General features: G+C 57.3%; 26 protein-coding genes, 2 pseudogenes and 1 riboswitch. Of the genes and pseudogenes, 24 read left to right on the top strand and 4 right to left on the bottom strand.

Features of this window, described 5'->3' with window-relative positions; all coding sequences use genetic code 11:
* Positions 1–365 precede the first annotated feature (365 nt).
* Complete coding sequence (locus BOW53_RS05615) at positions 366–1,499, bottom strand: PilT/PilU family type 4a pilus ATPase (RefSeq protein WP_078486601.1); 1,134 nt, start codon at positions 1,497–1,499, stop codon at positions 366–368.
* A 64-nt stretch (positions 1,500–1,563) separates the two neighbouring features.
* The gene (locus tag BOW53_RS05610; protein ID WP_078486599.1) at positions 1,564–2,604 is read right to left on the bottom strand and encodes a type IV pilus twitching motility protein PilT; all 1,041 of its coding nucleotides are present in this window, start codon (positions 2,602–2,604) and stop codon (positions 1,564–1,566) included.
* 178 nt (positions 2,605–2,782) lie between these two features.
* Between BOW53_RS05610 and BOW53_RS05605 the strand changes: the two genes are divergently transcribed.
* The 19 genes and pseudogenes from BOW53_RS05605 to mgtE all read left to right on the top strand — a co-directional run bounded on the left by BOW53_RS05605 (position 2,783) and on the right by mgtE (position 20,173).
* The gene (locus BOW53_RS05605) at positions 2,783–3,484 is read left to right on the top strand and encodes a YggS family pyridoxal phosphate-dependent enzyme (protein ID WP_078486597.1); all 702 of its coding nucleotides are present in this window, start codon (positions 2,783–2,785) and stop codon (positions 3,482–3,484) included.
* Positions 3,485–3,501: 17 nt separating this feature from the next.
* Positions 3,502–4,362: a pyrroline-5-carboxylate reductase gene (proC, locus tag BOW53_RS05600; RefSeq protein ID WP_281254027.1), complete on the top strand. Its 861-nt coding sequence runs from the start codon at positions 3,502–3,504 to the stop codon at positions 4,360–4,362.
* Complete coding sequence (locus BOW53_RS05595; protein WP_172838781.1) at positions 4,362–4,940, top strand: YggT family protein; 579 nt, start codon at positions 4,362–4,364, stop codon at positions 4,938–4,940. The genes proC and BOW53_RS05595 overlap by 1 nt, the downstream gene beginning before the upstream one ends.
* Before the next feature lie 201 nt (positions 4,941–5,141).
* Positions 5,142–7,124 (top strand): dynamin family protein, encoded by a 1,983-nt coding sequence (locus BOW53_RS05590; RefSeq protein WP_078486594.1) that lies wholly within the window; start codon positions 5,142–5,144, stop codon positions 7,122–7,124.
* An 88-nt stretch (positions 7,125–7,212) separates the two neighbouring features.
* Entirely contained in the window at positions 7,213–7,656 is a 444-nt protein-coding gene (locus tag BOW53_RS05585) for a DUF4426 domain-containing protein (RefSeq protein WP_078486593.1), read from the top strand.
* A gap of 140 nt (positions 7,657–7,796) precedes the next feature.
* Positions 7,797–8,825 (top strand): calcium/sodium antiporter, encoded by a 1,029-nt coding sequence (locus BOW53_RS05580; RefSeq protein ID WP_078486591.1) that lies wholly within the window; start codon positions 7,797–7,799, stop codon positions 8,823–8,825.
* 3 nt (positions 8,826–8,828) lie between these two features.
* The gene (locus BOW53_RS05575) at positions 8,829–9,827 is read left to right on the top strand and encodes a KpsF/GutQ family sugar-phosphate isomerase (RefSeq protein WP_078486589.1); all 999 of its coding nucleotides are present in this window, start codon (positions 8,829–8,831) and stop codon (positions 9,825–9,827) included.
* Between the two features lie 41 nt (positions 9,828–9,868).
* Positions 9,869–10,393 (top strand): annotated as a pseudogene (kdsC, locus tag BOW53_RS05570) (3-deoxy-manno-octulosonate-8-phosphatase KdsC); the annotation flags it as partial.
* A 3-nt stretch (positions 10,394–10,396) separates the two neighbouring features.
* A complete protein-coding gene (gene lptC, locus BOW53_RS05565) occupies positions 10,397–10,963 on the top strand; it encodes an LPS export ABC transporter periplasmic protein LptC (protein ID WP_078486586.1) in 567 nt (188 codons plus the stop codon).
* Complete coding sequence (gene lptA, locus BOW53_RS05560) at positions 10,947–11,480, top strand: lipopolysaccharide transport periplasmic protein LptA (protein ID WP_078486584.1); 534 nt, start codon at positions 10,947–10,949, stop codon at positions 11,478–11,480. Before lptC ends, lptA begins: the two co-directional genes overlap by 17 nt.
* Positions 11,477–12,202 (top strand): LPS export ABC transporter ATP-binding protein, encoded by a 726-nt coding sequence (gene lptB / locus BOW53_RS05555; protein WP_078486582.1) that lies wholly within the window; start codon positions 11,477–11,479, stop codon positions 12,200–12,202. The genes lptA and lptB overlap by 4 nt, the downstream gene beginning before the upstream one ends.
* A gap of 129 nt (positions 12,203–12,331) precedes the next feature.
* Positions 12,332–13,834 carry an RNA polymerase factor sigma-54 gene (locus BOW53_RS05550; protein ID WP_078486580.1) on the top strand — a complete coding sequence of 501 codons (1,503 nt, stop codon included), beginning with the start codon at positions 12,332–12,334 and terminating at the stop codon, positions 13,832–13,834.
* A 23-nt stretch (positions 13,835–13,857) separates the two neighbouring features.
* Positions 13,858–14,184, top strand: a complete 327-nt coding sequence (gene hpf / locus BOW53_RS05545) for a ribosome hibernation-promoting factor, HPF/YfiA family (RefSeq protein ID WP_078486579.1) — start codon at positions 13,858–13,860, stop codon at positions 14,182–14,184.
* 24 nt (positions 14,185–14,208) lie between these two features.
* On the top strand, positions 14,209–14,679 hold the full coding sequence (locus BOW53_RS05540) for a PTS sugar transporter subunit IIA (RefSeq protein WP_078486577.1): 471 nt from the start codon (positions 14,209–14,211) through the stop codon (positions 14,677–14,679).
* Positions 14,676–15,626, top strand: coding sequence for an HPr(Ser) kinase/phosphatase (gene hprK / locus BOW53_RS05535; RefSeq protein WP_078486575.1), 951 nt, complete (start codon positions 14,676–14,678; stop codon positions 15,624–15,626). The genes BOW53_RS05540 and hprK overlap by 4 nt, the downstream gene beginning before the upstream one ends.
* 144 nt (positions 15,627–15,770) lie before the next feature.
* Positions 15,771–16,628 (top strand): RNase adapter RapZ, encoded by an 858-nt coding sequence (rapZ, locus tag BOW53_RS05530; RefSeq protein ID WP_078486574.1) that lies wholly within the window; start codon positions 15,771–15,773, stop codon positions 16,626–16,628.
* 65 nt (positions 16,629–16,693) lie between these two features.
* A complete protein-coding gene (locus BOW53_RS05525) occupies positions 16,694–16,963 on the top strand; it encodes an HPr family phosphocarrier protein (RefSeq protein WP_078486572.1) in 270 nt (89 codons plus the stop codon).
* On the top strand, positions 16,960–18,693 hold the full coding sequence (ptsP, locus tag BOW53_RS05520; protein ID WP_078486570.1) for a phosphoenolpyruvate--protein phosphotransferase: 1,734 nt from the start codon (positions 16,960–16,962) through the stop codon (positions 18,691–18,693). The genes BOW53_RS05525 and ptsP overlap by 4 nt, the downstream gene beginning before the upstream one ends.
* Before the next feature lie 118 nt (positions 18,694–18,811).
* Positions 18,812–20,173, top strand: coding sequence for a magnesium transporter (gene mgtE, locus BOW53_RS05515; RefSeq protein WP_078486569.1), 1,362 nt, complete (start codon positions 18,812–18,814; stop codon positions 20,171–20,173).
* A 12-nt stretch (positions 20,174–20,185) separates the two neighbouring features.
* On the opposite strand, the gene bluB is transcribed toward mgtE, so the two are convergent.
* Positions 20,186–20,911: a 5,6-dimethylbenzimidazole synthase gene (gene bluB / locus BOW53_RS05510; protein WP_078486567.1), complete on the bottom strand. Its 726-nt coding sequence runs from the start codon at positions 20,909–20,911 to the stop codon at positions 20,186–20,188.
* A 47-nt stretch (positions 20,912–20,958) separates the two neighbouring features.
* Positions 20,959–21,162, bottom strand: a riboswitch (cobalamin riboswitch).
* Between the two features lie 123 nt (positions 21,163–21,285).
* Here bluB and BOW53_RS05505 point away from each other — a divergent pair.
* The 5 genes from BOW53_RS05505 to mutM are packed head-to-tail and all read left to right on the top strand — an operon-like array spanning position 21,286 to position 25,947.
* Positions 21,286–22,203: an ABC transporter ATP-binding protein gene (locus BOW53_RS05505; protein WP_078486565.1), complete on the top strand. Its 918-nt coding sequence runs from the start codon at positions 21,286–21,288 to the stop codon at positions 22,201–22,203.
* On the top strand, positions 22,200–22,958 hold the full coding sequence (locus tag BOW53_RS05500) for an ABC transporter permease (protein WP_078486563.1): 759 nt from the start codon (positions 22,200–22,202) through the stop codon (positions 22,956–22,958). Before BOW53_RS05505 ends, BOW53_RS05500 begins: the two co-directional genes overlap by 4 nt.
* Positions 22,955–24,283: a GldG family protein gene (locus BOW53_RS05495; protein WP_078486561.1), complete on the top strand. Its 1,329-nt coding sequence runs from the start codon at positions 22,955–22,957 to the stop codon at positions 24,281–24,283. The genes BOW53_RS05500 and BOW53_RS05495 overlap by 4 nt, the downstream gene beginning before the upstream one ends.
* Positions 24,284–24,287: 4 nt before the next feature.
* The gene (locus tag BOW53_RS05490) at positions 24,288–25,133 is read left to right on the top strand and encodes a DUF4340 domain-containing protein (RefSeq protein ID WP_078486560.1); all 846 of its coding nucleotides are present in this window, start codon (positions 24,288–24,290) and stop codon (positions 25,131–25,133) included.
* 1 nt (position 25,134) lies between these two features.
* Entirely contained in the window at positions 25,135–25,947 is an 813-nt protein-coding gene (gene mutM, locus BOW53_RS05485) for a bifunctional DNA-formamidopyrimidine glycosylase/DNA-(apurinic or apyrimidinic site) lyase (protein ID WP_078486558.1), read from the top strand.
* A gap of 2 nt (positions 25,948–25,949) precedes the next feature.
* On the opposite strand, the pseudogene BOW53_RS05480 reads toward mutM, so the two are convergent.
* Positions 25,950–26,306, bottom strand: a pseudogene (locus tag BOW53_RS05480) (cation:proton antiporter domain-containing protein); the annotation flags it as partial.
* Between the last annotated feature and the right edge of the window lie 100 nt (positions 26,307–26,406).

The following is a 26,406-nucleotide window of genomic DNA, read 5'->3' as shown; positions in this document are numbered from 1 at the left end:
TCCATGCCATCGAGCAACGGAGAAGTTTCAGGACCAGGCCCGTTAGGGGCGCCGCAGGAAGCGGCGCGTTCACAGTCAGCACAGGGAAGTGCTGTCTGTGAACCCCCCTGAAACTTTGAATAGCGCAGAGCACCCGCAGGGTGGCATGGCGGAGCAGTGGTTTTGGTGACTTTTGCCGTAACAAAAGTCACTCGTGGCCATGGAATGAGTGCAGCTACAGAGTACACCCCTTGTAGGCCACGAAATTTTTTACCAGAGATCAGAAATTAGAGGTCGACCACCTGGTTTCCAACCAGGTGGTCCAACAAAAAAGCCGCTGATCCAATCCAAATCAGCGGCTTTCCAATAAATAAACTAAGCGACGATTACATGAAATCTTCCTGGTCCGTTTCCAGCAGGGATACGCTGCTCATCTTGGCGGAGTACTTCTCCACGTCGCCGCTGCCCAGCTTGATCATCAGGCGCACTTCGTTGGCGGAGTCGGCATGTAGGATGGCGTCTTCGTAGGTAATGGCGCCTTCCTGGTAGAGGTTGTAGAGCGCCTGGTCGAAGGTGATCATGCCCTGCTCGGTGGAACGCTTCATCAGTTCCTTGAGCTTGTGCACTTCGCCCTTGCGAATCAGGTCGGCGGCCAGCGGGGTGTTGATCAGCACCTCAACTACCGGGCGCCTGCTCTTTCCGTCGGGGCTTCGAACCAGCTGTTGCGCGATGATGGCACGCAGGTTCAGGGAGAGGTCCATGAACACCTGGTCCCGGCGATCCTCGGGGAAAAAGTTGATGATGCGGTCCAGGGCCTGGTTGGCGTTGTTGGCATGCAGGGTCGACAGGCAGAGGTGACCGGTTTCAGCGAAGGCCACGGCATGATCCATGGTTTCCCGTGTCCTGATCTCGCCGATCAGGATCACATCCGGTGCCTGGCGCAGGGTGTTTTTCAGCGCCACCTCGTAGGACTCGGTATCTATACCCACTTCGCGCTGGGTCACGATGCAGCCGGCGTGCTTATGCTCGAACTCGATGGGATCCTCCACCGTGATGATGTGGCCGCTGCTGTTCTGGTTGCGATGGCCCAGCATGGCGGCAAGAGAGGTCGACTTACCCGCTCCCGTGGCTCCCACGAAAATGATCAGGCCACGCTTGGCCATGGCCAGATCCCTGAGAATCTGGGGCAGTTGCAAATCTTCCACCAAGGGAATTTGGGTTTCGATGCGGCGCATCACCATACCCACGGCATCGCGCTGAACAAAGGCGCTGACACGGAACCGTCCGCCATCCTTTGATTTGATCGCAAAGTTGCACTCGTTGGTATGGGTGAACTCTTCACGCTGGGCCGGGCTCATCAGGCCCAGAACGATCTCCTTTGCCTGATCTTCGGAGATCTTGGATTTCGACACCGGCATGATTCGTCCGTGAACCTTGATACAGGGAGGCATCTCTGCAGTAATGAAGAGATCCGATGCCCTTTTCGTAACCATCAGATTGAGTAACGCGTTGAAATCCAACCTATTCCCCGTTCTTACAACATATCAGTTACAGAAAAATCCTTAACTCGCTACGCCGCCCGGCTTAGCCTGCGAAGATCTCCTTGTTGGTTGCCTTCGCGCGCGCATCCAGTCGGCTGATCCATCCCTTCTTGACCAATTCCTGCAGGTGCTGATCGAGGGTCTGCATCCCGTGTGCCTGGCCGGTCTGGATTGCCGAATACATCTGGGCAACCTTGTCTTCGCGAATCAGGTTTCGGATAGCCGGTGTTCCCACCATAATCTCCCAGGCCGCGGTTCGCCCACCACCAATCTTCTTTAAAAGTGTCTGGGCGATCACAGCACGAAGTGATTCCGACAGCATTGAACGCACCATGCCCTTTTCACCCGCCGGGAACACATCGATGATACGGTCGATGGTCTTGGCCGCAGAACTGGTGTGCAGGGTGCCGAACACCAGGTGCCCGGTCTCGGCTGCGGTCAGCGCAAGACGAATGGTCTCCAGGTCACGCAACTCACCCACCAGGATGATGTCAGGGTCTTCGCGCAACGCCGAACGAAGGGCCTCGGCAAACCCAAGGGTATCGCGATGCACTTCACGCTGGTTGACCAGGCATTTCTTACTGGTGTGAACAAACTCGATCGGGTCTTCAATTGTGAGGATGTGTGCATAGTTGTTGTCGTTATTGTAGTCCACGCACGCGGCCAGCGTGGTTGACTTACCGGAACCTGTCGGCCCGGTCACCAGCACCAAGCCCCTGGGTACGCTGATAACATCCTTGAAGACTTCGGGACAACCCAGGTCCTCGAGGGTAAGCACTTTCGAGGGAATGGTTCGAAATACAGCCGCCGCACCCCGATCCTGGTTGAAAGCGTTGACACGAAAACGGGCCAAACCCGGGATCTCGAAGGAGAAATCAGTCTCCAGGAACTCCTCAAAGTCCTTCCGTTGCTTGTCATTCATAATATCGTAGACAAGCCCGTGGACAACCTTGTGCTCCAGCGGAGGCACATTGACGCGACGCATATCGCCGTCCACCCTGATCATGGGAGGCAACCCGGATGACAGGTGCAGGTCTGACGCATCATGTTTGACGCCGAAGGCAAGCAGTTCAGCAATATCCATTCAATCTACCCCCTGTAACGGCAACCGGAGCTCCCCAATACGGGCTAGAATCACCTCACCGTCGTCCGGCGCTCCGAGACACAGCTTTATTCGTAGAGTAAGGGAAACTATCACGTTTTTGATTTAATATCCCATTCATAGAGCTAAAAGAAGTATAGACGAACAATGCGCCTGAAACATGAGTAGTATTCCAGAGCACCTTAAACAGGTTAATCAACGCATCAGGGAGGCCGCCGAGGCATGGGGGCGTGACTGCGATGACATACAGCTGCTTGCGGTGAGCAAGACCCGTACCGCAGATGAAATCGCTGAAGCCCTGAAGGCCGGACAGCACCTGTTCGGGGAGAGTTATCTGCAGGAAGCCTTGGAAAAAATCACTGCCCTCAGGGGGGCAAATGCCCAGTGGCACTACATCGGCCGGGTACAGAGCAACAAGACCCGTGCAATTGCCGAAAATTTCGACTGGGTGCACAGTGTCGACAAGGCAAAACAGGCCCGCCGGCTGAATGAACAGAGACCGCAAAACATGCCCCCCCTGAATGTCTGCCTACAAATCAAGGTGGACGAGGAGGAGAGCAAGGGCGGCCTGACTGCCAAAGAAGCAGAGGCGTTGATCGAGGAGTTCTCCGGTTTCACCCGATTGAGACTTCGCGGCCTGATGACCCTGCCCGCCCCCGCCGAAGACTTTGAAGGACAACGCCGCCCCTTTTGCGAGTTGAGAAGACTGAGGGATCGGCTGGCCACGGATGAAATCCCATTGGAAACCCTTTCCATGGGGATGTCAGCGGATATCGAGGCGGCAATTGCAGAAGGGGCAACTATAGTCAGGGCGGGCACCGCGATATTCGGTCCCCGCAACCCAGTCATTTCCCGTAATTAAACCCAGGTAAGATAAAGTTGAACGCAACCAATACGAAAAAACTTACTGATAAGACAAGCAACACAATCGCCTTCATTGGTGGTGGCAATATGGCTGCCAGCCTGGTCGGAGGCCTGGTCGCAGACGGCTATGATCCGAAACATATCATCGTGAGCGACCCGGACAGCGACAAACTGGCCAGCCTTGCTGCACGCTTCGCTATTCGCTCGGCAGCGGATAACAGCAGTGCCGTGGAGCGGGCCGATGTTCTCGTTCTGGCGGTCAAGCCCCAGGTTCTGAAGCAGGTCGCCAATGACCTGACACCGGGAGTTCAGCAACGCAAACCGCTGGTCATCTCCATCGCAGCGGGGGTACGTGAAAAGGAGATCCAGTCCTGGCTGGGAGGCGACCTGGCCCTGGTGCGCACAATGCCCAATACCCCGGCCATGATCCAGGCCGGTGCGACCGTGCTCCATGCCGGTAAAGACGTCACCCGGGAACAGCGCGACCTGGCGGAATCCATACTCCGCGCCGTGGGACTTACCCGCTGGGTGGATGACGAAACGATGATGGACGCCGTCACTGCACTGTCGGGCAGCGGCCCCGCCTACTTCTTTCTGATCATGGAGGCAATGGAAAAGGCTGGCCTGGAGATGGGCTTGCCCGCTGATACCGCCCGGCTGCTTACCCTTCAAACCGCGCTCGGCGCGGCACGCATGGCCATGGAGAGCAGCGATGGCCCCGGCGCACTGCGCGAAAAGGTAACCTCTCCCGGCGGCACCACAGAGCGGGCTGTCGGCATTCTCCAGGAAGGGGAGCTCCAGGCGCTGTTTGCCAAGGCACTTGCGGGCGCCAAAGACCGCTCAATCGAACTCTCCGAATTACTCGGGAATAACTGATGGACAGCACCTATTTCACCAATCCCCTGGTGTTCCTGGTTCATTTGATCTTTGGCGTCTACGCAACAATCGTCCTGCTGCGTTTTCTGCTGCAGCTGATGCGCGCGGACTTCTTCAATCCCATATCCCAGTTCGTGGTCAAGCTCACGACCCCGGTACTGAACCCCCTGCACCGGATCATCCCCGGTGTCGCCGGGCTGGACATCGCGTCCCTGACCCTGGCCTGGCTGGTGAAATCGGTGGAATTGCTGCTGATCATGCTGATCATCGGAATAGACACCAACCTGCTGGCGGCCTTTTCCTGGGCCGTACCGGAGCTGATTGCGCTGTTGATCAACATATTTTTCTTCGCCATCCTGCTCCAGGTGATACTCAGCTGGATCAATCCCGGAGGCTATAACCCTGCGGCCAGCCTGCTACACAGCCTGACCGAACCGCTCTTGAGACCAGCACGCAGAGTGCTTCCTGAGCTTGGTGGCATCGACATCTCTCCCATGCTGGTGATGGCCGGTCTATGGCTGCTTCAAATGTTGCTGATCCCTCCCATGCAGGTGCTATTCGCCAGCCCGTTTCGATAATCGAAACAGGGGATGCGAGATCCTTGCGAATTCGCAAATGGGCTGAATTTCAGGGACCTCCATAGGCAAACCGCCCAAACTACCTAAACTATATGCTCTAACTGATTGACAAATCTCAAAAAATCAGGCAAATTACCGATATACTATTTAAGGATCGGTTTCCATATACCCTGGCCATTGCCGGGAGAGGAACGGCTGTAAATGGAAGATTTCCGGCTTGAACGACAGCTACAAGCCTACGAGCAATGGAAATCCTCACTGTACCGCACAGTTGGGGAGTATCGAGCGTGGCTGCATAAATATAAGCTGGCCACAGAGCAGGGGGAGCGCCAGATCAGGGATTGCCTGAGTGCCCTGGAAGATGATCGCCTGCGCATCGCCTTCATGGCCGAGTTCTCACGGGGCAAGACCGAGCTCATCAATGCCATCTTTTTCTCTGATTTCGGCAGGCGCCTCCTCCCTTCCACGGCCGGACGGACCACCATGTGTCCCACCGAGCTGTTCTACGATCGGGACATTGAGCAATCCTACCTCAGGGTGCTGCCCATTGAGACGCGGCTGCAGGAAACCAGCCTCAACGACCTGAAGAAAGACCTGGATCAGTGGGTAACCTACCCCCTGGACATCGACTCTGCAGACCAGGTGGAAGACTGCCTGAGAGAAGTGATCAAGACACGCCGAGTCAGTCTCGAAGAGGCGGTGAGACTCGGTATGTATGACCCCGAGCAGCACCACCACAACGACAAGCCCCCGCAGTACGTCGAGATCCCGAAATGGTGTCACGCCATGATCAGCTTTCCGCATTCCCTGCTCAAGCAGGGGCTGACCATTCTGGACACCCCGGGTCTCAACGCCCTGGGAAGCGAGCCGGAACTGACCCTGAACATGCTGCCAAGCGCCCAGGCGGTGATTTTCGTGCTTGCCGCCGACACCGGCGTGACCCGTACGGATCTCGAAATGTGGCAGAACCACGTCAAGGGCTACCACGGCAGCCGCCAACGCGGCCTGATGGTGGTACTGAATAAAATTGACACCCTGTGGGATGAACTGCTGGACGAAGGCGCAATCGCTCGCGCAATAGAAACCCAGCGCCAGTCCACCGCAAAAATACTCGGCGTGGACCGCAACACCATCTTCCCTGTCTCTGCACAAAAAGCGTTACTGGGGAAGGTCAAGCAGGACGATGAACTTACCGCCCGCAGCGCACTGGCGCGACTTGAGAACTACCTGTCAGACGACATCCTCAATTCTCGCCAACAGATCCTGCAGGACACCATCACTGCTGAAATCAGCGGTATGCTTGACGGTACCCGCAGCATCGTTTCAAACAAGCTCAACAGCATCAAAACCCAGCTGAGTGAACTGAGGGATCTCAGCGGCAAAAGCCAGGACGTCATTGAACACATGATAGCCCGAACCCGTGAGGAACAGGCCAAGTACATGAACAATGTGAACAGCTTCCAGGCCAGCCGCAAGGTACTCAAAGGTCAGGCGAAGACCCTGCGCCGGGCCCTGGACCTCAAGCGACTGGAGCAGAATATCGACGAAACACGCTCGAAGATGGAGGACAACTGGACCACGGTTGGCCTGAAGGGCAGCATGCAGGGACTGTTCGACCAAATGCGTGAAGATATGCAGATCGTCGTCGACCAGAGCGAACAGACCCGCAAATTGATTCGCAGCATCTACCGCCGCTTCCAGAACGAGCACGGTTTTTCGGTCATGCAGCCGAAAATGTTCTCCATCATGCGCTATCGCGTCGAATTGGAACTGCTCTACCAAGAGGCTGAAATTTTCAGAAAGAGTCCTGTCACCGCGATGACCGAGAAGCATTTCGTGGTCAAGCGCTTCTTCGTGGCCATGGTCAGCAAGGCCAAGGATATCTTCTTCCAGGCGCACAAGGAGATTGATGCCTGGCTGAAAACAGCCCTCGAACCGCTGATTATCCAGATCAAGGATCACAAGGAGCAGATGGAGCAGCGACTGAAGGATCTGCAGAAGGTAAGCCACTCCCGCGACACCCTGGACAGCCGGATCGAAGAGTTGGAAAGGCAACACAACGCCATTGCCAAGCAGCTCACCATCCTGCGCAATATGCACAACACCCTGAACAATACCCGCCCCCTGACCGAAGAAGAGCGGCCGAGGCCCAGGCTGGTAAAAACCGGAAACACCCGTCACTGACAGGGGGCTCACCCGACAACCGGGCACTATGCCTGTTGTGCCAGCTGATCTATAGTAGAAATCCCCCTGGTTATCCCGGATTCATGTCATGACCCACGCCATACAATCTGTTCTTGTCGCACTGCTGATGCTGCTGCCCTTCACGACCGTTGCCGAAAACAGTACCCAGGGCCATGGATACACCGTCCATCACAACGCCATTCCGGACACAACACTCTCACCGGAGATTGCCAAGCAGTACGGCCTGGTCCGCAGCAAGTATCGCGGAATGCTGAATGTCAGCGTGATAAAGGAGGTCCCGGGAACCACCGGCACCCCGGTCACAGCCCAGGTCAAGGCCCGTTCCACCAATCTCATCGGCCAGATGCGCGAAATCGACCTGAGGGAGATCCGCGAGGGAGAAGCCGTCTACTACATAGGCGATTTTCCCATCACAAACCTGGAGACCCTGACTTTCCGGTTGGAAGTAACGCCCAAGGGCTTTGACAAGACCATAAAGGCACAACTTACCCAGCAGTTCTTCATCGACTGAGTCCCCCTTCCAAACAAATACCGGGCTTGGACAATCCAGCCCGTGTCTGTGACAATTCCCAGCCTGAAAAAATAACCCGGTGCCCCGGGAAATCCCCGATCCGGGCACAACGCTAAACTTGGACTGAACAACGCGCTCTCATGCTATTGGATATTGCCGCCATCGTTGCCGGATTCGCCCTGCTGGTCTGGGGTGCTGATCGATTTGTTACCGGCGCAGCCGCCATCGCCCGAAACCTGGGGGTTTCCCCGATACTTATCGGACTCACCATCGTCGGCTTCGGCACCTCGGCGCCTGAAATCCTGGTCTCGAGCATGGCCTCACTCCAGGGCACCCCTGGCCTGGCGATCGGCAATGCCATCGGTTCCAACATCGCAAATATCGCGCTTATCCTGGGCGTCACCGCACTCATTGCCCCCCTGACGGTGCGTTCGGAGACCCTGCGGCGCGAATACCCGATTCTTCTCATCGTCACCTTCCTCACCCTGGCCCTGATGCTGGACGGCGAACTCAGTGTTTTCGATGGGGTTGCCCTGCTCGCCAGCCTGGTAGCACTGCTTTATGCAGTCGTCCGAATAGGCCTTCGCAGCCGCGCCCAGGACCCGCTGGAAGTGGAATTCGAAGCCGAGATTCCGGAAGCGATGAGCATGGGGAGAGCGATCTTCCTGTTTATTCTCGGACTGGCACTGCTGCTGATCAGCTCACGCATGCTGGTGTGGGGCGCGGTGAACATTGCAACCGCGCTGGGTGTCAGCGAACTCGTTATCGGCCTGACCATTGTCGCCCTCGGCACCAGTCTTCCGGAATTAGCGGCCAGTATCGCCAGTGCACTAAAAGGGGAGCACGACATCGCCATAGGCAACGTCCTGGGCTCCAACATGTACAATCTACTGGCAGTGCTTGCGATGCCCGGACTGATTGCTCCCGGCGTATTCAGCCCCGAAGTATTGACCCGCGATATGCCCCTGGTGATCGGGCTGACGCTGATGCTCTTTGTCATGGGCTATGGATTCAAGGGCGTGGGCAGAATCAACCGTGTCGAAGGCCTGATCCTGGCCCTGATTTTCGTCGGCTACCAGGGCTGGCTGTTTTACAACTCGATTGACACCCAAGGCGAACCGGTAGCGCAAGCTCAAGTACTTTTTTTGGAGGCAGTTAGGGCCTGTTAATACATGAACAAGAATATACGACCCACTGCCGAAGAGGCAGAAAAACTGCAAGCCCTTGGCCTGGCCGTGATAAAAAACGAGGCCGAGGCGGTCGGCGCCCTGGCCGGGCGTATCAATGGCGACTTTGCCCAGGCCTGCTGCTACATGCTGGCCTGCGAAGGGCGTATCGTGGTCACCGGCATGGGAAAATCCGGACACATCGGCAGCAAAATCGCGGCCACCCTGGCCAGCACCGGCAGCCCGGCTTTCTTCGTGCATCCCGGCGAGGCCAGTCATGGCGACCTGGGCATGATCACCGAAAAAGACGTGGTGCTCGCCATGTCCAACTCCGGCGAAACCGCGGAACTGCTCACCATCCTGCCCATCATCAAGCGACTCGGCGTGCCGCTGATCGCCATGACCGGTAACCTGGACTCCAACCTGGCCCGGGAGGCGGATACCCATCTCGATATCAGCGTAAAGCAGGAGGCCTGCCCCCTGAACCTGGCCCCGACCTCGAGCACCACCGCCACACTAGCCATGGGCGATGCCCTGGCGGTGGCGATGCTGGAAGCGAAGGGTTTCACCGAAATGGATTTTGCCCGCTCCCACCCCGGTGGCAGCCTGGGTCGCCGACTGTTGCTGCACATTGGTGATATCATGCACGCAGGCGACCAGATCCCCCGGGTGCACGAAAACGCGGATCTCCGTGATGCACTGGTGGAGATGACCAACAAGGGGCTGGGCATGACCGCGGTGATAGACGACCAGGAGCGACTGATCGGAATCTATACCGACGGCGACTTGCGACGCACCCTGGACAGCCAGGTGGACATTCACAACTGCAAAGTCTCAGAGGTGATGACCAGGGGCTGCAAAACCGCCACTGCAGATTTGCTTGCCGCCGAAGGACTGCAAATCATGCAGGAAAACAAGATAAATGCACTGTTAATTATCGATAACAATCAGAAACTGGCAGGCGCTATCAATATGCACGACCTCCTGAAGGCAGGCGTGATGTAGCGTCTCTAAGCACCGGTGTATGAGCCGGGTTCGAGGGAGTAGTTATGCAAAATATCCTGGAAAAAGCCGCGCAGATACGCATGGTGATCTTTGACGTGGACGGGGTGCTCACTGACGGCAGCCTCTTTCTGGGCGACGACGGCCTGGAGTACAAGGCATTCAATTCGAAAGACGGCCATGGCATGAAAATGCTTCAGCACAGTGGCGTGGAGATCGCCATTATCACCGGCCGGGCCTCCGTGGTGGTCGAAAAGCGCATGGAGAGCCTGGGTATCCAGCATGTCTACCAGGGGCGCCTGGAGAAACTTCTTGCCTACGAAGAACTCAAACAGAAAGTGGGACTCAAAGACGAGGAAGTTGCCTACGCGGGCGATGATGTGGTTGACCTGCCGATCATGACCAAAGTCGGACTGGCGATTGCCGTCCAGGACGCCCACAAGATGGTCAAACAGCATGCCCACTGGCAAACCGACGTCGGCGGCGGTCGCGGTGCGGCCCGCGAAGTATGCGAACTGATCATGGAGGCGAAAGGTACGCTTGATGAGACGTTGAAAGGATACCTGTAGACCGTGGATTCAAAGAACCTGATTATCGGTGGCGCCCTGCTTGTAATGACCGGCATAAGCTGGTGGATTGCGGAGCGCAGTGGTATTCAGGAAGGTGGAACCGAAGCCGAGAAACATACCCCGGATTATTACCTTGAAGGTATGACGACAATACAGATGGATGAAGATGGGATCCCTGAACAGGAGCTGTGGGCAGAGCGCATGACCCACTATCCTGACGACGACAGTACGGAACTCATCGAACCACGCCTGAAGCTGTATGATGAGGAGAAGCCCCCCTGGCGCCTGAGCGCGAAATCGGGCTGGATTTCAGGTGACGGAGAGCTGGTACTGCTCAATGGAAAGGTTAAAATCGACCGCTCTGCCGCCCCGAACGTGAAACCGATACACATCGTCACCCGGGACTTGCGGATCCAGCAGGATCAGAACTATGCAGAGACGGATGCCGAAATTACTATCCGGACCGACACGGACCGCATGGAAGGGCGCGGCATGCAAGCCTGGTTCAACGAACCGGTCAGGCTGAAATTACTGGCAAACGTCAGAGGACGCTATGAAGCCAACAACTAAGCACTACAAAACCGGGGCCTACTGGGTCCTGCTCACACTGCTGCTGGCACTTCCCGGCCTTTCATCGGCCCTGGAATCGGATAAGGATCAGCCTATCTACATCGAATCCGACAGTGTCGATTTCGACGATGAGAAGGGCGTGGCGGTCTACAAGGGAAACGTGGAGCTGACCCAGGGCTCGATCCGTGTCACCGCCAGTTCCATCACCGTCACCCAGAGCAAGGACAAGGATTCAGACCACATCCTGGCTGCCGGCAACCCGGTCACCTACAAGCAGGAAAGCGACGGCGACAAGGGCACCATCCGTGCGCAAATGAAGCGAATGGAGTATGACTCCAACAGCGAGATACTCCACATGATCGGAGATGCTGTCCTGTCCCAGGGCAAGGACACCTTTAAAAGCGATCGTATCAATTACGATCGGACCAAGGCCATGATCAAGGCGGGCGCCAGCGCCAAGGGCAAGCAGCGCGTCCGGGTAACCATCCAGTCAAACAAGAAGAAAAAGAATAAATGACCGTACTGGCCGCCCATGGCCTGGCCAAGAGCTACAAGCGCCGGGCCGTGGTCAAAGAAGTATCCCTGGAAGTCAGCAATGGCGAAATCGTTGGCCTGCTCGGCCCCAACGGCGCAGGGAAAACAACCTGCTTCTACATGATCGCCGGGCTGATCCCCGCCGAAAAGGGAACCATCAGTATCGATGGCCACGACATCACCCACCTTCCCATGCATGCGCGAGCTCACCTGGGACTGGGATACCTGGCCCAGGAACCGTCGGTATTCCGAAAACTCAGTGTCGAAAACAACATCCGGGCGGTGCTTGAGACCCGCAAGGATCTGGACCGTGCACAGCAGATCAGCGCCGCCGAGGAACTGTTATTCGACTTCGGCCTCAGCCACCTGAGAGACAGTCTCGCCATGAGTCTCTCCGGTGGCGAGCGCAGGCGCCTCGAGATAGCACGCGCCCTGGCGGTAGAGCCCCGTTTCATCCTGCTCGACGAACCCTTTGCCGGCATTGACCCTATCTCGGTGAAAGATATACAGAATATCATCCGGGAACTCTCCTCCCGGGGCATTGGGGTGCTCATAACCGACCACAACGTACGCGAAACCCTGGGGATCTGCGAACGGGCCTATATCATCAATGAGGGGCATGTGCTGGCCGAAGGTGTTCCGGAGCATATCCTCGCCGATGAAAGCGTGAGAGATGTCTACCTTGGCAAGGAATTCAGCCTATAAACAGTGGAGTTGATCTGGAACAAGTGACCTGCGAAATAATACTTTGCACGAAAGAGGGCTTTTTCGGCTAAAATGAAATTAGGAATAAACATACAAATACCGTACCAATTTCATATAAATTAGAGCCGCATGAAGCAAACCTTACAGCTTCGCCTTGGGCAACACCTAACAATGACTCCCCAGTTGCAACAGGCAATACGCCTGCTGCAACTCTCTACGCTTGACCTCAAGCAAGAGATACAGGACGCCCTTGACTCGAACCTTATGCTCGAAACCGAGGAAGAATGGAGCAGCCGGGAGCAACTCAACGGCGCCGAGCAGCCGGTGCTGGAGAGTGGACAGAGCATCACTGCCCCTACCGAGTCCAGCATCTCCAAGAACGACACCAATAACGAGCAGGAGATCAAGGCCGACGCCAGCGCCATGCCTGAAGATCTGCCCGTGGACAGCGGCTGGGACGATGTCTACGACAGCACCATGCCCCCCAGTTCGGGCAGTCTGCCCAGAGAGACGGGGGATTCAGACTATCTTGCACAGCGCAAAACCGCACGCACCTTGCAGGATTACCTCGGCTGGCAGTGCAACCTGACCCCATTCAGCGATACCGACCGGGCTATCGCAGAAGCAATCATCGACGGCATCGACGAAGACGGCTACCTGAAGACCCAACTGGAAGAGATCGCTGCCGAGCTGGACGATGAAGAGATCGACAGCGAAGAGGTCGAGGCGGTCCTCCACCGAATACAACAGTTTGACCCCCCCGGCGTTGCCGCCAGGGATCCCCAGGAGTGCCTCCTGCTGCAACTGAAACAGTATCCCCGGGAGCACCCCGCCCTGGCCCTGGCCAGGGAACTGGTGGAAAACCATTTCTCGCTGCTGGCGAACCAGGACACCAACCAGATCAAGCGCAAGCTGAAAATCAATGACGATGAGCTGCACGAGATAAACAGCCTGATCCGCTCGCTCACACCCCGCCCCGGAACCCTGATTTCCGAAACGGAGCCCGAATACGTCATCCCTGACGTCTTCGTCAGCAAGAAAGACGGCGTGTGGCTCGTTGAACTCAACTCCGACTCCACACCAAAGCTCCGGGTCAATGCCGATTATGCAAGACTGATCCGCCGGGCGGACAACAGCCAGGACAACACCTATCTGAAAAACCACCTGCAGGAGGCCCGCTGGTTCATCAAAAGCCTGGTGAGCCGCAACGAAACCCTGCTGAAGGTGGCCACCAAGATCGTGGAATTTCAGCGCGGCTTCTTTGAACACGGCGAAGAGGCGATGCGCCCCCTGGTACTCAGGGACATTGCAGAAGCCCTGGAGATGCATGAATCCACCATCTCCCGGGTAACCACACAGAAGTATATGCATACTCCCCGTGGTACTTTAGAGTTCAAGTATTTCTTCTCCAGTCACGTCAGTACGGCTGGAGGCGGTGAATGCTCAGCCACCGCGATCAGGGCCCTGATCAAGAAACTCGTCGCTGCGGAAAAACCGAACAAACCGCTCAGCGACAACAAGATAGCGGGTATACTCGCAGACCAGGGCATCAAGGTCGCTCGGCGGACCGTAGCAAAATACCGCGAGTCGATGGCAATACCGCCATCCAATGAGCGGAAGCGCCTCGCATAGAGGCCTGAAACAAGGAGCAAACCATGCAAATTAGCCTCACCGGTCATCATGTTGATATCACTGAAGCCATGCGCAACTACGTGGACACCAAGTTCGAACGTCTAGAGCGGCACTTCGACCACGTGACCAATATCCATGTCATCCTGAGCGTTGAAAAGCTGCGCCAGAAAGCGGAGGCCACACTGCATGTCAACGGTGCTGATGTCTTTGCAGACTGCACGGAAGAGGACATGTATGCCGCCATCGACGGCCTGGTGGACAAAATCGACAGACAGGTGAAGAAGCACAAGGAGAAGCACACCAATCACCGTAATGGGGCCGGCCTGAAAGGCATGGAACCCACTATCTGACAACAAACACTGCCCGGGTAAGATATGTTCCCTGCTGACTTTCTCACTGTCGAGCGCATAGGCTGCCGCAACCCTGCGGCCAGCAAGAAGCGCGTACTGGAAGAGATTGGCAAATTGCTTGCAACCTCAAATCCTGAACTGAAGATTGAAGAGGTGTTTGACAAGCTGCTGGAACGAGAGCGCCTGGGCAGTACCGGACTAGGCAATGGTATCGGCCTGCCCCATGCCCGCATGGCTGGCGTGGAGCAGGCCGTCGGCGCCTTCCTGCAACTGAAGACCGGTGTTGACTATGACGCAATAAACGGCAACCCGGTTGACCTGGTTTTCGGCCTGCTGGTTCCGGAAGAGGCCACCCAGGAACACCTGCAGTTGCTGGCCAAACTGGCCTCCCTGTTCAGCAATCAGAAATTCTGTGAAATGTTGAGAAACACGGATGACCCGGCAGCACTCGAACATCAGATACTGCACTGGGAAGAACTCGCACAGAGCGCATGAACCCCTCCATCACCACCCGCGATCGCTACAACGCCCTGAGGGAAAAACTCGGGCTTGAGTGGATTGCGGGACGCGGCGGCTCGGAGCGACTGCTTCAGGGCGGCTTCCCGGGATCCGGCAGCCAGGGGCTTGCCAGCCCTCTCAACTACATCCATCCCAACCGAATCCAGATCATTGGCCGCGCCGAGCTGATCTACTTTTCCGGGCTGGATACCGACCTCTACCAGGACGTCCTGGACAAGCTCTTTTCGGCTACCCCGGCCACCGTCATACTGGCCGACGGCATCAACGTGGGTGAGAAATTCATCGACCATACCGAAAGAACAGAGACACTGATTCTGCGTTCATCCCTTCCCGACGCCCGCCTGCTCGACGAGCTCCAGTACTACCTCACCAACGTGATGGCCGAACGGACCACCGTTCACGGCGTCTACATGGAGGTACTGGGTACGGGCGTTCTGCTCACCGGTCCCGCTGCCGTGGGAAAAAGCGAACTGGCACTGGAACTCATATCCAGGGGACACCGGCTGATCGCTGACGACGCACCGGAGTTTGCCCGCATCACACCGGACATCATCAAGGGCAGCTGCCCGCCGTTGCTGAGGGACTTCCTTGAAGTCAGGGGCCTGGGAATCCTCAATATCCGCGCGATGTTTGGAGACAGCGCCGTCAAGTTCAACAAGACCATCCACCTGATCATCAACCTGAAGCCGATGAGCGAAGCGGAGCTTCAGGACATCGACCGTCTCAGGGGCAGTCATGCCTCACGCAACCTGCTCGGCCTGCAGATCCCGGAAGTAACCCTGCCCGTTGCCCCCGGGCGTGAAATGGGCATCCTGGTGGAAACCGCCGTGCGGCAGCACATGCTCCTGCGTACCGGCTACGATGCCTCGGAAGATTTCATCAACAAGCACCAGGCGATTCTCGACGACAACGGCGAGGAGTGACTCATACCTATCCGTCTTCAGGAGCCCACCCCGGAGAGTGATATCAGCTACTTGCCGTTGCAGGATAAAACCCCCATCGCGCTGGGGACAGCGCCCCTACAAGACGATATACTTTCCTGAAATCGAACACTACTTGGTGCCTCAATGAAGCTGGTCATCGTTACAGGTCTGTCAGGTTCAGGAAAAAGTATCGCCCTCCACACACTGGAGGACCAGGGCTACTATTGCATCGACAACCTCCCGGTATTTCTGCTGCCGGCACTCACTGAAGAGTTGTCCCGGCGGCACGACCACCTCTTCAATCTCATCGCTGTAAGCATCGATGCACGAAGTCCTTCCGCCGACTTGAGTACGCTCTCTACCATGCTTCGCCCACTCAAGGAACGCGAGATCCAGTGCGAAGTCATTTTCCTGGAGGCCCAGGACGACACCCTGATCAAGCGCTTCAGCGAAACGCGCAGAAAACACCCTCTGACCGATGAAGAGCGCCCCCTGGCCGAAGCCATCGAATTGGAGAGGTCGCTGCTCGAACCGTTTCTCACGGCAGCTGCCCTGAGGATCGACACCACCCACACCACCCTCCACGAACTGCGGCGCGTCATCCGTTCGCGGGTTGGCGAGCGCGCCAATAACGAGCTGAGCCTGCTATTCCAATCCTTTGGATTCAAGCACGGCGTACCAAGAGACGCCGACTTCGTCTACGATGTACGCTGCCTGCCAAACCCCCACTGGCACCAGGCGTTGCGTCCCCTCACAGGCAGGGACGAGAAAGTGCAGCGCTTCCTGGAGAGTGACGACCTGGTACAGCATCTCAAAGAAGAGATTATCGGTTTTCTCGAACACTGGATTCCCTGCTTCGAAAGCGATGGCCGGAACTATCTGACCGTTGCCGTCGGCTGTACCGGCGGGCAGCACCGTTCAGTCTACCTGACTGAAAAACTTGCCGACCACTTTAATCACTGCGGCCGCAACGTGCAGACACGCCATAGGGAGCTGCCTTAGGATCTGTTGACAGGCTCGAACTATCCACCTTGAACCGGGAGATGCCCGGCATTGATTGATACTGCATGATTACGAAAGAGATTGAGATCATAAACAAACTCGGCCTGCATGCCCGGGCCGCGGCCAAGCTGGTAACAACTGCCGGCCAGTTCAGCAGCGATATATTGCTGTCGAACAGCAGCCAGGAAGCCAACGGCAAAAGCATTATGGGCGTGGTGATGCTGGCCGCATCCCAGGGCACCACCCTGACCCTGAGCGCCAATGGTGCAGATGAGCAGGAGGCATTCGAAACAATTACAGCGCTGATCAACGACAAGTTCGGAGAAGGCGAATGAGTGTGAGCTGCAGCGGCATCGGTGTATCCAACGGCATCGCCATCGGCGAGGCCCACCTGCTGCAGCGAGGGCGCCCGGACATCGTTCCCCGCTTTATAGAAACCGACCAGATTTCTGACGAGGTCGACCGCTTCCGCCAGGCGGTCGCAGGAGCCAGGCGCCAGCTCAAGGCGATCCGCGACAAGATTGCCCAGAACACCCGCTCGGACATCGTTGCATTCATCGATACCCACCTGCTGATGCTTACCGACGAAGCATTGGTGGAAGCACCCATCTCGACCATCCGCGAGAAGCAGTATGCAGCCGAATGGGCGCTCCAGGTACAACGTGATGCCCTGGTTCGGGTCTTCGATGAAATGGAAGACGACTACCTGCGCACACGCAAGGATGACGTCGAACACGTGGTCGACCAGATCCAGAAAAACCTCACCCTGGTGGACGAAGACGACCTCCATCATCTCGAAGGCAAAATCATTGTCGCCCAGGATCTGACTCCCGCTGACACCATCCTGATGCGTCACCAGGGCGTAGCGGCCTTTGTCACGGAATATGGCGGCCCCATGTCACACACCGCCATTCTTGCCCGTAGCCTGGGCATCCCGGCCGTGGTCGGTGTGCACGAGGCGACACACAACATACAGGATACAGAGAACCTGATCGTTGATGGCCATCAGGGCATCGTCATCATCAACGCCGAGGACGCGACCCTCAGCCAGTACCTTGAAAAGAAGGATGCTGACCTCCAGCATGCTGAATCCCTGCGCCGACTGATCGACCAGCCGGCACAGACCATCGACGGTCACACCGTCCAGTTGCTGGCGAATATCGAGCTGCCAGAGGACATTGAAACAACCCCCAACCTCAAAGCCAACGGCGTCGGGCTCTACAGGACCGAGTTTCTCTACATGAACCGGAACGACGTTCCGAATGAAGAGGAGCACTTCAGGGCATACCGTCAGGTGGTCAATGGCCTTGGGGGCATACCCGTGACCATCCGCACCCTGGACCTGGGAGCGGACAAGCAGATCGACGGCTGCAATGACAGCGACACACCGGTGTGCAATCCCGCCCTGGGCCTGCGAGCCATCCGTCTCTGCCTGAAGGAGCCGCAACTCTTCCTGCCACAGCTGCGGGCCATTCTCAGGGCATCAGCCTACGGCCCGATACGCATCATGATCCCCATGCTCTCCACCTTGCATGAAGTCAAAGAACTCAGGCAGATGGTGGAAGATGTGATGTATAGCCTGAAGCGGGATGGCATCGCGTTCGATGCCGACATCCCTATCGGCGGTATGATTGAGATACCCGCCGCCGCCCTTGCTGCGGAGTCGTTTGCCAGGGAGCTGGATTTCCTCTCCATCGGCACCAACGACCTGATCCAGTACACCCTGGCCATCGATCGTGTCGATGACGAGGTCAACTACCTGTTCGACCCCCTGCACCCGTCTGTATTGCGCCTGATCCAGATGGTCATAGATGCCGGGCGCAACAACAATATCCCCGTCAGCATGTGCGGAGAGATGGCGGGTGATCCCAGGTATATACCGCTGCTCCTCGGCATGGGCTTGCAGGAGTTCAGCATGCAACCTGGCGCCCTGCTCGAGGCGAAGCATATATTCCGCAACATCAACGCTGGGGAGCTTGCCGAGCGCGTGACGCCGTTGATGCAACAGCTCGACACCCCGGAAACAGCTGAAAAACTTTTACAGATAAGCGCTCTAACCTCCTGAAAAAACCGGGAACTCCCCTCCCGTAAATCCTCCAAGGCTGCTAGAATATCCGCAGCGCAGCAATGCCCTCATCATCACGACCAGATGGTGAAATGACTAACCCGAGGATTTCCTGCCAATGTCCTTCCAAGCCGCTGACAATCCGGAAGATACTCGCCTGCAGCGGCTGCAGGAAGTGCTCGACAGCGGCACCCTGCAACAAGCAAAGCGCATGCTCAATGCCCTCCATCCCGGCGAAATCGCCCACCTGCTGGAGGCGCTGCCCATCGCTGAGCGTGAGATCGTATGGGGCCTGGTAGATGAAGAGAACGACGGTGAGGTGCTGGTCCACCTGACCGACGAAGTCAGGGCCGACCTGATCAGCAAGATGGACCGGGCAGAACTGCTGGCCGCCACGGAGGGCCTGGATACCGACGATCTCGCCGACCTTATCCAGGAACTGCCCCACACCATTACCCGGGAGATCATCGAATCCCTGGACCTGCAGCATCGGTCACGGCTGGAGGCGGTGCTCTCCTATCCGGAGGATACTGCCGGCGGCCTGATGAATCCGGACACCCTCACCGTCAGGCCGGAAGTAACCCTCGACGTGGTAATGCGTTATCTGCGCCGACTCAAGTCGCAGATCCCCCCCCATACCGACAACCTGATCGTGGTCAACCGTGCAGGCAAATACCTGGGGGTCCTTTTCCTCACCGACCTGGTGACCCACGACCCGGACGACACCGTGGTGGAAATCATGTCACTGGACCTGAAGGCGATCCCGGCCAACTGGGATGACGGCGCCGTGGCCAACCGGTTCGAACAGCACGACCTGGTCTCCGCGCCGGTAGTGGATGACGAGGGCCTGCTTTTGGGGCGTATCACCGTGGACGACGTGGTGGACGTGATTCGTGAAGAGGGTGAGCATCAGTTCATGGGCCAGGCCGGCCTGTCGGAAGACGAGGACATGTTCGCACCGGTGATGATCTCCGCCCAACGCCGTGCGCTCTGGCTGGGGGTCAACTTGGTCACCGCCTTTCTCGCCTCCTGGGTCATCGGCATGTTCGAGGAGACCATCGAAAAGGTGGTGGCCCTTGCGGTATTGATGCCAATCGTTGCCAGCATGGGCGGTATCGCCGGCAGCCAGACCCTGACCCTCACCATTCGCGGTATCGCACTGGGTCAGCTTTCCGGCAAGAACACCCGCTGGCTAATTCTCAAAGAGCTGGCAGTGGGAGGGCTCAACTCCATGATATGGGCAGCGGTGGTCGCTGTTGTGGCAGGCATCTGGTTCGACAGTACCGACATCGCGCTGCTGATTGCGGTGGCGATGAGCATAAACCTGGTCTTTGCAGCGCTCACGGGGGCCATTCTGCCCCTCGCCCTGGACAAGATAGGTATCGATCCTGCTCTTGCCGGATCGGTTCTGCTCACCACGGTCACAGACATCGTGGGCTTCCTGGCCTTCCTCGGCCTCGCGACCCTGTTTCTGCTATAGGGCCACTGACAATCAGTTCTCATTCCGTAGCAACTGCAGTAGCGCTTCGATCTCTGTCTTGTCTCCATTGTCCCAGTGGTCTACGCAGACCAGTTCATCCAGAGGCATTCGCTTGCGCCAACCCAGGTTCTGCAACTCCGGATGTTCGTAAAAATGCGTGGTATACCCGATACAGAGATAAGCCACGGGCACCACGGGACCGGGAAGACCCAATAGCTCTTTCAGTTTCATCTTGTCGAAGATACTGACCCAGCCGACACCCACGCCTTCTGCCCGGGCTGCCAACCAGAGATTCTGAACGGCACACACGCTGCTGTAGAGATCCATGGACAGGTCATGGGTGCGACCCAGTACAACGGGGCCGGAACGCTCACGATCACAGGTGACACAGAGATTGACCGGGGCATTGAGAATCCCTTCCAATTTAAGCTTCCCGTAGAGCTCGCGCTTCTCACCATCAAACAGCTCCGAGGCTTCACGGTTGGCCGCCTTGAACAGATCGTGCACCTGCTGCCGCTTTTCAGGAGATTGGACCAGGAGAAAATTCCAGGGCTGCATGAAACCCACGGAAGGCGCATGATGGGCCGCACGAAGTATACGGGCCAACATCTCGTCGGGAACAGGATCAGGCTTAAACTCCCCACGCACATCGCGGCGGGTAAAGATGGCACGATAGACTGCCGCCTGCTCCGCTTCAGAGAACAGCGGCTCAGGCTGGATGATCGGCAGATTTTCCACGCAATAATCCCCTTGATTGGAAAACCCGGAATAGCAGACCAACTATCCCGTCAAACTGATTTCAGGCCGGCCTTCTGACTTGGGGGTTGCCGATTTGAACGCCTTCCCGGAAATTCATCCAGTGGCTGGCTCAGAAACATCCGAAACCCGTTCAAACCCATCCCATCACAGCGTTGGGCACGTTGCGGAATTCCACCGCATTCCCGATTCTCCTGTTGCTGCCAACAGGCACCTGAAACTTCTTATCTGCGTAACGCGGAGAGCGCATCATAACGGCTTTTACGGCAATAAACAGCAACTGCTCACAAATAACCCTGCACCCAACCTCTTCAATCTTGTAAACACCCCCCTGATTCCTGTAACTTGCACACTCAATGAGTGCACTGATCAGCATAAAGAACCTCTACCGTCATTACGGCGACTATTGCGCCGTGAACGATGTCAGCTTCGAACTGCAAGCCGGGGAGGTATTGGGTTTTCTCGGCCCAAACGGGGCGGGTAAATCCACCACCATGCGTATCATCAGTGGCGGCCTGGCTCCTGGCAGCGGCAGGATAACACTCAACGGCATCGATCTGATGGAGCAACCCAAGCAGGCCAAGGCACAACTGGGCTACCTGCCGGAGAATCCTCCCCTGCATCGCGACCTGACGGTAGATGAGTACCTGGTCTACGCTGGACGCCTGCGTGGCATTGGCAAAGACAAAGTCAGCAACGCGGTCTCCAGGGTCAAGGAGCAGTGTGGACTCAACGAGGTGGGAGGCCGCCTGATCGGGCAGCTCTCCAAGGGTTTTCAACAGCGGGTGGGCATTGCACAGGCCATCATCCACAACCCCCGGGTGGTGATTCTGGATGAACCCACAAACGGTCTCGACCCCAACCAGATCCGTGAAATACGCAAGCTGATTCAGAACCTGGGCAGGAAGCGGGGCATCATTCTCTCCACCCATATTCTTTCCGAAGTACAGGCGATCTGCAGCCGGGTTTTGATCATGCACAAGGGAAGCCTTGCCCATAAGCAGGCCATGACCCGTCCTGACAACGGAGAGCTCCTGGTGCTGGAGCTGGACAACCCCCCATCCACGGAAGCGCTGGAGCAGCTTCCAGGCATAGCGCGCCTGGAGACACTGAACCCGAATCGTTACCAGGTTCAGTTATCTGAAGGGTGCGAGATCTCGTCCCTTGCAGAACAGATCGTGAACAGGGGATGGCAGTTGCGGGAGCTGAGCCCTGCAGGGCACGACCTCGAACAGGTCTTCACCCGCATCACCAGCCTGGAGCCTGAACAATGATTGCAGCCATTGCAGGAAGGGAACTGCGCACCCTCTTCTTCTCTCCCCTGGCCTGGAGCCTGGCCGCGGTGACGCAGTTTCTGCTCGCCTGGATCTTCCTCACTCAACTGGACAGCTATGCCCAGCTTCAACCCCAGCTGGCAACCCTGGAGTCGCCACCGGGCGTGACCGAACTGGTAATCTCGCCGCTGCTGGATTCCGCAGCCCTGCTCACCCTGCTGGTAATGCCACTGCTGAGCATGCGCCTGTTGAGCGAAGAGTACCGTAGCGGCACCATCGACCTGCTGCTCTCCTCGCCGGTCTCCATGACCCAGATCGCCCTTGGCAAATTCACTGCTCTGGCGACCCTTCAGATCGCCCTGGTTGCCCTCTTCTCCCTGATGCCCCTCTCCCTTCTGGTGGGCACCGATATCGACCTGGGAAGGGTGGCCGCCGGACTGCTGAGCCTAGCGCTGCTGCTGGCCGCCTGTGCCGCCGTCGGCCTCTACCTTTCCAGTCTCACCAGCCAGCCGACGGTGGCCGCGGTCGGCACATACGGGGTACTGCTCTTCCTGTGGATCATCAGCGCCGCCACCTCGGGTGGCGAGGCGAGCCCCCTGTTTCACTGGCTCTCACTATCAAGCCATTTCCACAGGCTGCTCAGCGGCCTGGTCAGCACTTCCGATATCGCCTATTTCCTGCTGCTGACAGGGTTCTGCTTGGCACTCACCATCCGCAGACTGGACAGCCGGCGCAGCCAGGGAGCTGCTGCATGAAGCAACGCCTGGAGAGCACCTTCTTCCACCTGCTACTGGTCATCGCCATTGGACTGCTTGGCTGGCTCACCCAGCGCTATGCCCTGGTTTCGGACTGGACAGAATCCGGCCGCAACAGCCTGCACCCGGTCAGTCAGCAGCTGCTGACACGGCTGGATGCGCCCCTCAAAATCACATCCTTTGCCCCGAAAAACTCCGCCCTGCGTGACCCCATCAAGGATATCGTGGCGCGCTATCGCCGCTTTCGCCCCGATATCGAGTTCAAGTTCGTCAATCCTGCCATGCAGCCGCAACTGACCCGGGAACTGGGCATCCAGGTATCCGGCGAGCTGATCCTGGAATACAAGGGACGCCGGGAGAACCTGCGCAACCTTGAAGAGGAGGGCATAAGCAACGCCATACAGCGACTCATCCAACAGGGTGACAAGTGGATTGTCTTCATAATCGGTCACGGTGAGCGCCGGCTGGACGGTAAGGCCAATTTCAACCTGGGCGACTTCGGCGATGAGCTGAAACGCAAGGGCTATCACTTGCAGGACCTCGACCTGGCCAAGCATCTGCAGATCCCGATCAACACGGGCCTGCTGGTGATTGCAGGCCCACAGAACGACTACCTGCCCGGTGAAACCAACCTCGTAGCGGACTACCTGGAAACGGGCGGTAACTTGCTCTGGCTGAGCGATCCAGGCAAAAACTCAGGACTCACATCGCTCTCGAAAAAGCTCGGAATCGAGATACTTCCAGGCACGATCGTCGATCCGAATGCAGAGGGCCTCGGCCTGAAAAGCCCGGCCATCACCCTGGCCACCCAGTACCCCAAACATCCCGCAGTCGCCAACTTCAAGGCCATCACCATCTACCCGTATGCGGCTGCATTGCAAGCGACAGACAGCGAAGCGGGCGGATGGCTGAGGACCCCCCTGCTCAACACGCTGCCGCGAACATGGAATGAAACCTCGCCCACGAAGGGGGAAGTGACACACAACCCTGAACAAGGTGAACAGGCCGGCCCCCTGACCATTGGTTACGCCTTGACCCGCAACCATGAAAAAGGCGAACAGCGTATTGTACTCATCGGTGATGGAGACTTCCTCTCCAATACCTACCTGGCCAATGGCGGCAACCAGGACCTGGGGCTTAACCTGGTTCGCTGGCTCAGCGAAGACGACCAGTTGCTTGATATCCCCGCCCGCACAGGCAGGGACCTAAACATCGAACTCACACCCACTACCGGTGCGATCATCGGCTTCGGTTTCCTGCTGGTCATTCCACTGGGCCTGCTCTCCACTGGCATGCTGATCTGGTGGCGAAGGAGAAGAAGTTGATACCATGATGAGTCGGCGCACCTTGATAAACCTGGCCCTGTTGGTAGTGGTGCTGATACTCGGCGCCGTGGCTTGGCTCACCCCTGACGAGATGGATAAGGCAGAGTTTCAACCACTGACGACACTCAATCCATCCGAAATCATGCAGGTCACCATCGCCAATCATAACGGCCCGGGTTTCACCCTCAAGCGTGGCCCTGTTGGTTGGTCCATGACCACACCCTACCAGGTGGCAGCCAATACACCGCGCATCAACATCCTGCTGGACATCGCCTCCACACCAAGCTTTGAGCAGCACCCGGTTCCTGCAGATCGCCTCAAGGAGTTTGGGCTGGACAAACCCAGGGCAGAGCTACTGTTCAACGATACCAAGCTGATATTCGGCGGCACGCACCCCTACAACTATCGCCGTTACGTCCTCATCGACGACACCCTGCACTTGATCAACGATCACTTTCCCCACCACTTCCTTGCCCTGGCAGAGGACTTCATAAGCCATAGCCTGCTCGGTGAAGGGGCGAAAGTACGGGAGATCAAGTCATCGCAATGGCACCTCTACCGTAACCAGACCGGGTGGCTGCTGGAACCGCCCGTTGAAGGCATCTCTGTGGACCAACTCACGGCCAAGGCAGACGAGTGGGAGAATACCTGGACTTCCAAGGTGCAAAAAGCGCCAAAGAAACAGGCCTCCGACACTTTCGAAATCCGGCTGCAAAACAGACCTACCCCACTCACCTTTGATGCCATCAGGACCGAACGCGAACTGCTCCTGGCCCACAAGGAACTGGGGCTTGCCTACAGACTACCCTTAGAGAGCACGCTGCTGAACCCGCCAGCGCAGTCCGATTGAGATGCCCGAATTACCCGAAGTAGAAACGACCCGACGGGGGATTGCGCCCCATATCGAGGGCAAGCAGATCCGCAGGGTTGTCATCCGGCAGCACCAGCTGCGCTGGCCCATCCCCAAGGGTCTTACCCGAACCCTTCCGGGCGAAACCATTCTCCAGGTCAAGCGGCGCGCAAAATATCTGCTGCTGGAGACATCCAAGGGGCATCTTCTGCTGCACCTCGGCATGTCCGGCAGCCTGCGGGTCCTTCCTCCTGAGACCCCGGCGGGCCCACATGATCACTTCGACCTGGTTTTTGACCACTGCTGCCTCAGGCTGAGGGACCCAAGACGCTTCGGAGCCGTGCTCTGGACCCGTCACAAGCCGGAAGCCCATGAACTGATCAGCCACCTGGGCCCGGAACCCCTGTCAGAAACGTTCGACGGCGACTTTCTCCACCAGTTGGCCCAGCGGCGCAAGGGCGCGGTAAAGAACTTCATCATGGACGGCAAGGTGGTGGTGGGTGTGGGGAACATCTACGCAAGCGAATCCCTGTTCATGAGCGGCATACACCCGCAACGTGCCGCCAACCGCATATCAAAGGCCCGCTACCGTCAACTTGCCGGTAACATCAAGCGGGTACTTACCGCCGCCATTGCCCAGGGTGGAACCACCCTGAAGGATTTCCAGAGAGAGGATGGCAAGCCCGGCTATTTCGCCCAGGAACTCAAGGTCTACGGCAGGAACGAGGAACCCTGCCCCAACTGCGGAAAGCCCATCACCCAGCGGACCATTGGTCAGCGCTCAAGCTACTTCTGCAGCCACTGCCAACGCTAAAACTAATCCCTTCTCAGTCGGTCCGACAACGCAATAGGCGTCGGGTATTGCATCACCACCAAGTAACTTGAAACCAGGAAAGTGATCAATGTGGCAAGCTGGATCAGGCCATTGCCGTGCGCCAGCATGGCCACCAGCAGAGAGAACTCACTCATCTGACCGAGGCGAACCCCGATCTCCAGACCACGACGCCGGGAATCCCCCGCCAAGTGTATAAGCGATCTGTATACATAGGGCTTGCACAGCAACATCAATCCCGCCAGCAGCAATGCTGGAAGCACAATACTTCCAGCCAACTTCAGATCGAACCCGGCACCAATGGAGAAGAAGAATATGATGAGAAAGAAATCACGCAAAGGTTTCGCGGATTCAACTCGCTAGTGCAACAGGTGGGTTGATCCCGAAAAATACCTGATTAGGTGTTTTAATGCCAAGGCATTTTCGAGGGCGATTGTTCAG

Origin of the sequence: Solemya velesiana gill symbiont (assembly GCF_002020805.1) — a bacterium.
Classification (GTDB): Bacteria; Pseudomonadota; Gammaproteobacteria; order Chromatiales; family Chromatiaceae; genus Sedimenticola_A.
Note: the sequence above shows the minus strand (reverse complement) of the source record. Positions and strands in the feature narration are given on the sequence as shown.

Excerpts from the sequence above, each read along its gene's own strand:
- ptsP (WP_078486570.1), top strand. The coding sequence starts at position 16,960 with ATGAGTGTGAGCTGCAGCGGCATCGGTGTATCCAACGGCATCGCCATC.
- BOW53_RS05575 (WP_078486589.1), top strand. The coding sequence starts at position 8,829 with ATGAACAAGAATATACGACCCACTGCCGAAGAGGCAGAAAAACTGCAA.
- mutM (WP_078486558.1), top strand. The coding sequence starts at position 25,135 with ATGCCCGAATTACCCGAAGTAGAAACGACCCGACGGGGGATTGCGCCC.
- BOW53_RS05595 (WP_172838781.1), top strand. The coding sequence starts at position 4,362 with ATGGACAGCACCTATTTCACCAATCCCCTGGTGTTCCTGGTTCATTTG.
- BOW53_RS05610 (WP_078486599.1), bottom strand. The coding sequence starts at position 2,604 with ATGGATATTGCTGAACTGCTTGCCTTCGGCGTCAAACATGATGCGTCA.
- BOW53_RS05490 (WP_078486560.1), top strand. The coding sequence starts at position 24,288 with ATGATGAGTCGGCGCACCTTGATAAACCTGGCCCTGTTGGTAGTGGTG.
- BOW53_RS05605 (WP_078486597.1), top strand. The coding sequence starts at position 2,783 with ATGAGTAGTATTCCAGAGCACCTTAAACAGGTTAATCAACGCATCAGG.
- BOW53_RS05550 (WP_078486580.1), top strand. The coding sequence starts at position 12,332 with ATGAAGCAAACCTTACAGCTTCGCCTTGGGCAACACCTAACAATGACT.
- hprK (WP_078486575.1), top strand. The coding sequence starts at position 14,676 with ATGAACCCCTCCATCACCACCCGCGATCGCTACAACGCCCTGAGGGAA.
- BOW53_RS05505 (WP_078486565.1), top strand. The coding sequence starts at position 21,286 with ATGAGTGCACTGATCAGCATAAAGAACCTCTACCGTCATTACGGCGAC.
- BOW53_RS05590 (WP_078486594.1), top strand. The coding sequence starts at position 5,142 with ATGGAAGATTTCCGGCTTGAACGACAGCTACAAGCCTACGAGCAATGG.
- lptA (WP_078486584.1), top strand. The coding sequence starts at position 10,947 with ATGAAGCCAACAACTAAGCACTACAAAACCGGGGCCTACTGGGTCCTG.
- BOW53_RS05540 (WP_078486577.1), top strand. The coding sequence starts at position 14,209 with ATGTTCCCTGCTGACTTTCTCACTGTCGAGCGCATAGGCTGCCGCAAC.
- BOW53_RS05585 (WP_078486593.1), top strand. The coding sequence starts at position 7,213 with ATGACCCACGCCATACAATCTGTTCTTGTCGCACTGCTGATGCTGCTG.
- BOW53_RS05500 (WP_078486563.1), top strand. The coding sequence starts at position 22,200 with ATGATTGCAGCCATTGCAGGAAGGGAACTGCGCACCCTCTTCTTCTCT.
- lptB (WP_078486582.1), top strand. The coding sequence starts at position 11,477 with ATGACCGTACTGGCCGCCCATGGCCTGGCCAAGAGCTACAAGCGCCGG.
- BOW53_RS05580 (WP_078486591.1), top strand. The coding sequence starts at position 7,797 with ATGCTATTGGATATTGCCGCCATCGTTGCCGGATTCGCCCTGCTGGTC.
- BOW53_RS05495 (WP_078486561.1), top strand. The coding sequence starts at position 22,955 with ATGAAGCAACGCCTGGAGAGCACCTTCTTCCACCTGCTACTGGTCATC.
- BOW53_RS05525 (WP_078486572.1), top strand. The coding sequence starts at position 16,694 with ATGATTACGAAAGAGATTGAGATCATAAACAAACTCGGCCTGCATGCC.
- hpf (WP_078486579.1), top strand. The coding sequence starts at position 13,858 with ATGCAAATTAGCCTCACCGGTCATCATGTTGATATCACTGAAGCCATG.
- mgtE (WP_078486569.1), top strand. The coding sequence starts at position 18,812 with ATGTCCTTCCAAGCCGCTGACAATCCGGAAGATACTCGCCTGCAGCGG.
- rapZ (WP_078486574.1), top strand. The coding sequence starts at position 15,771 with ATGAAGCTGGTCATCGTTACAGGTCTGTCAGGTTCAGGAAAAAGTATC.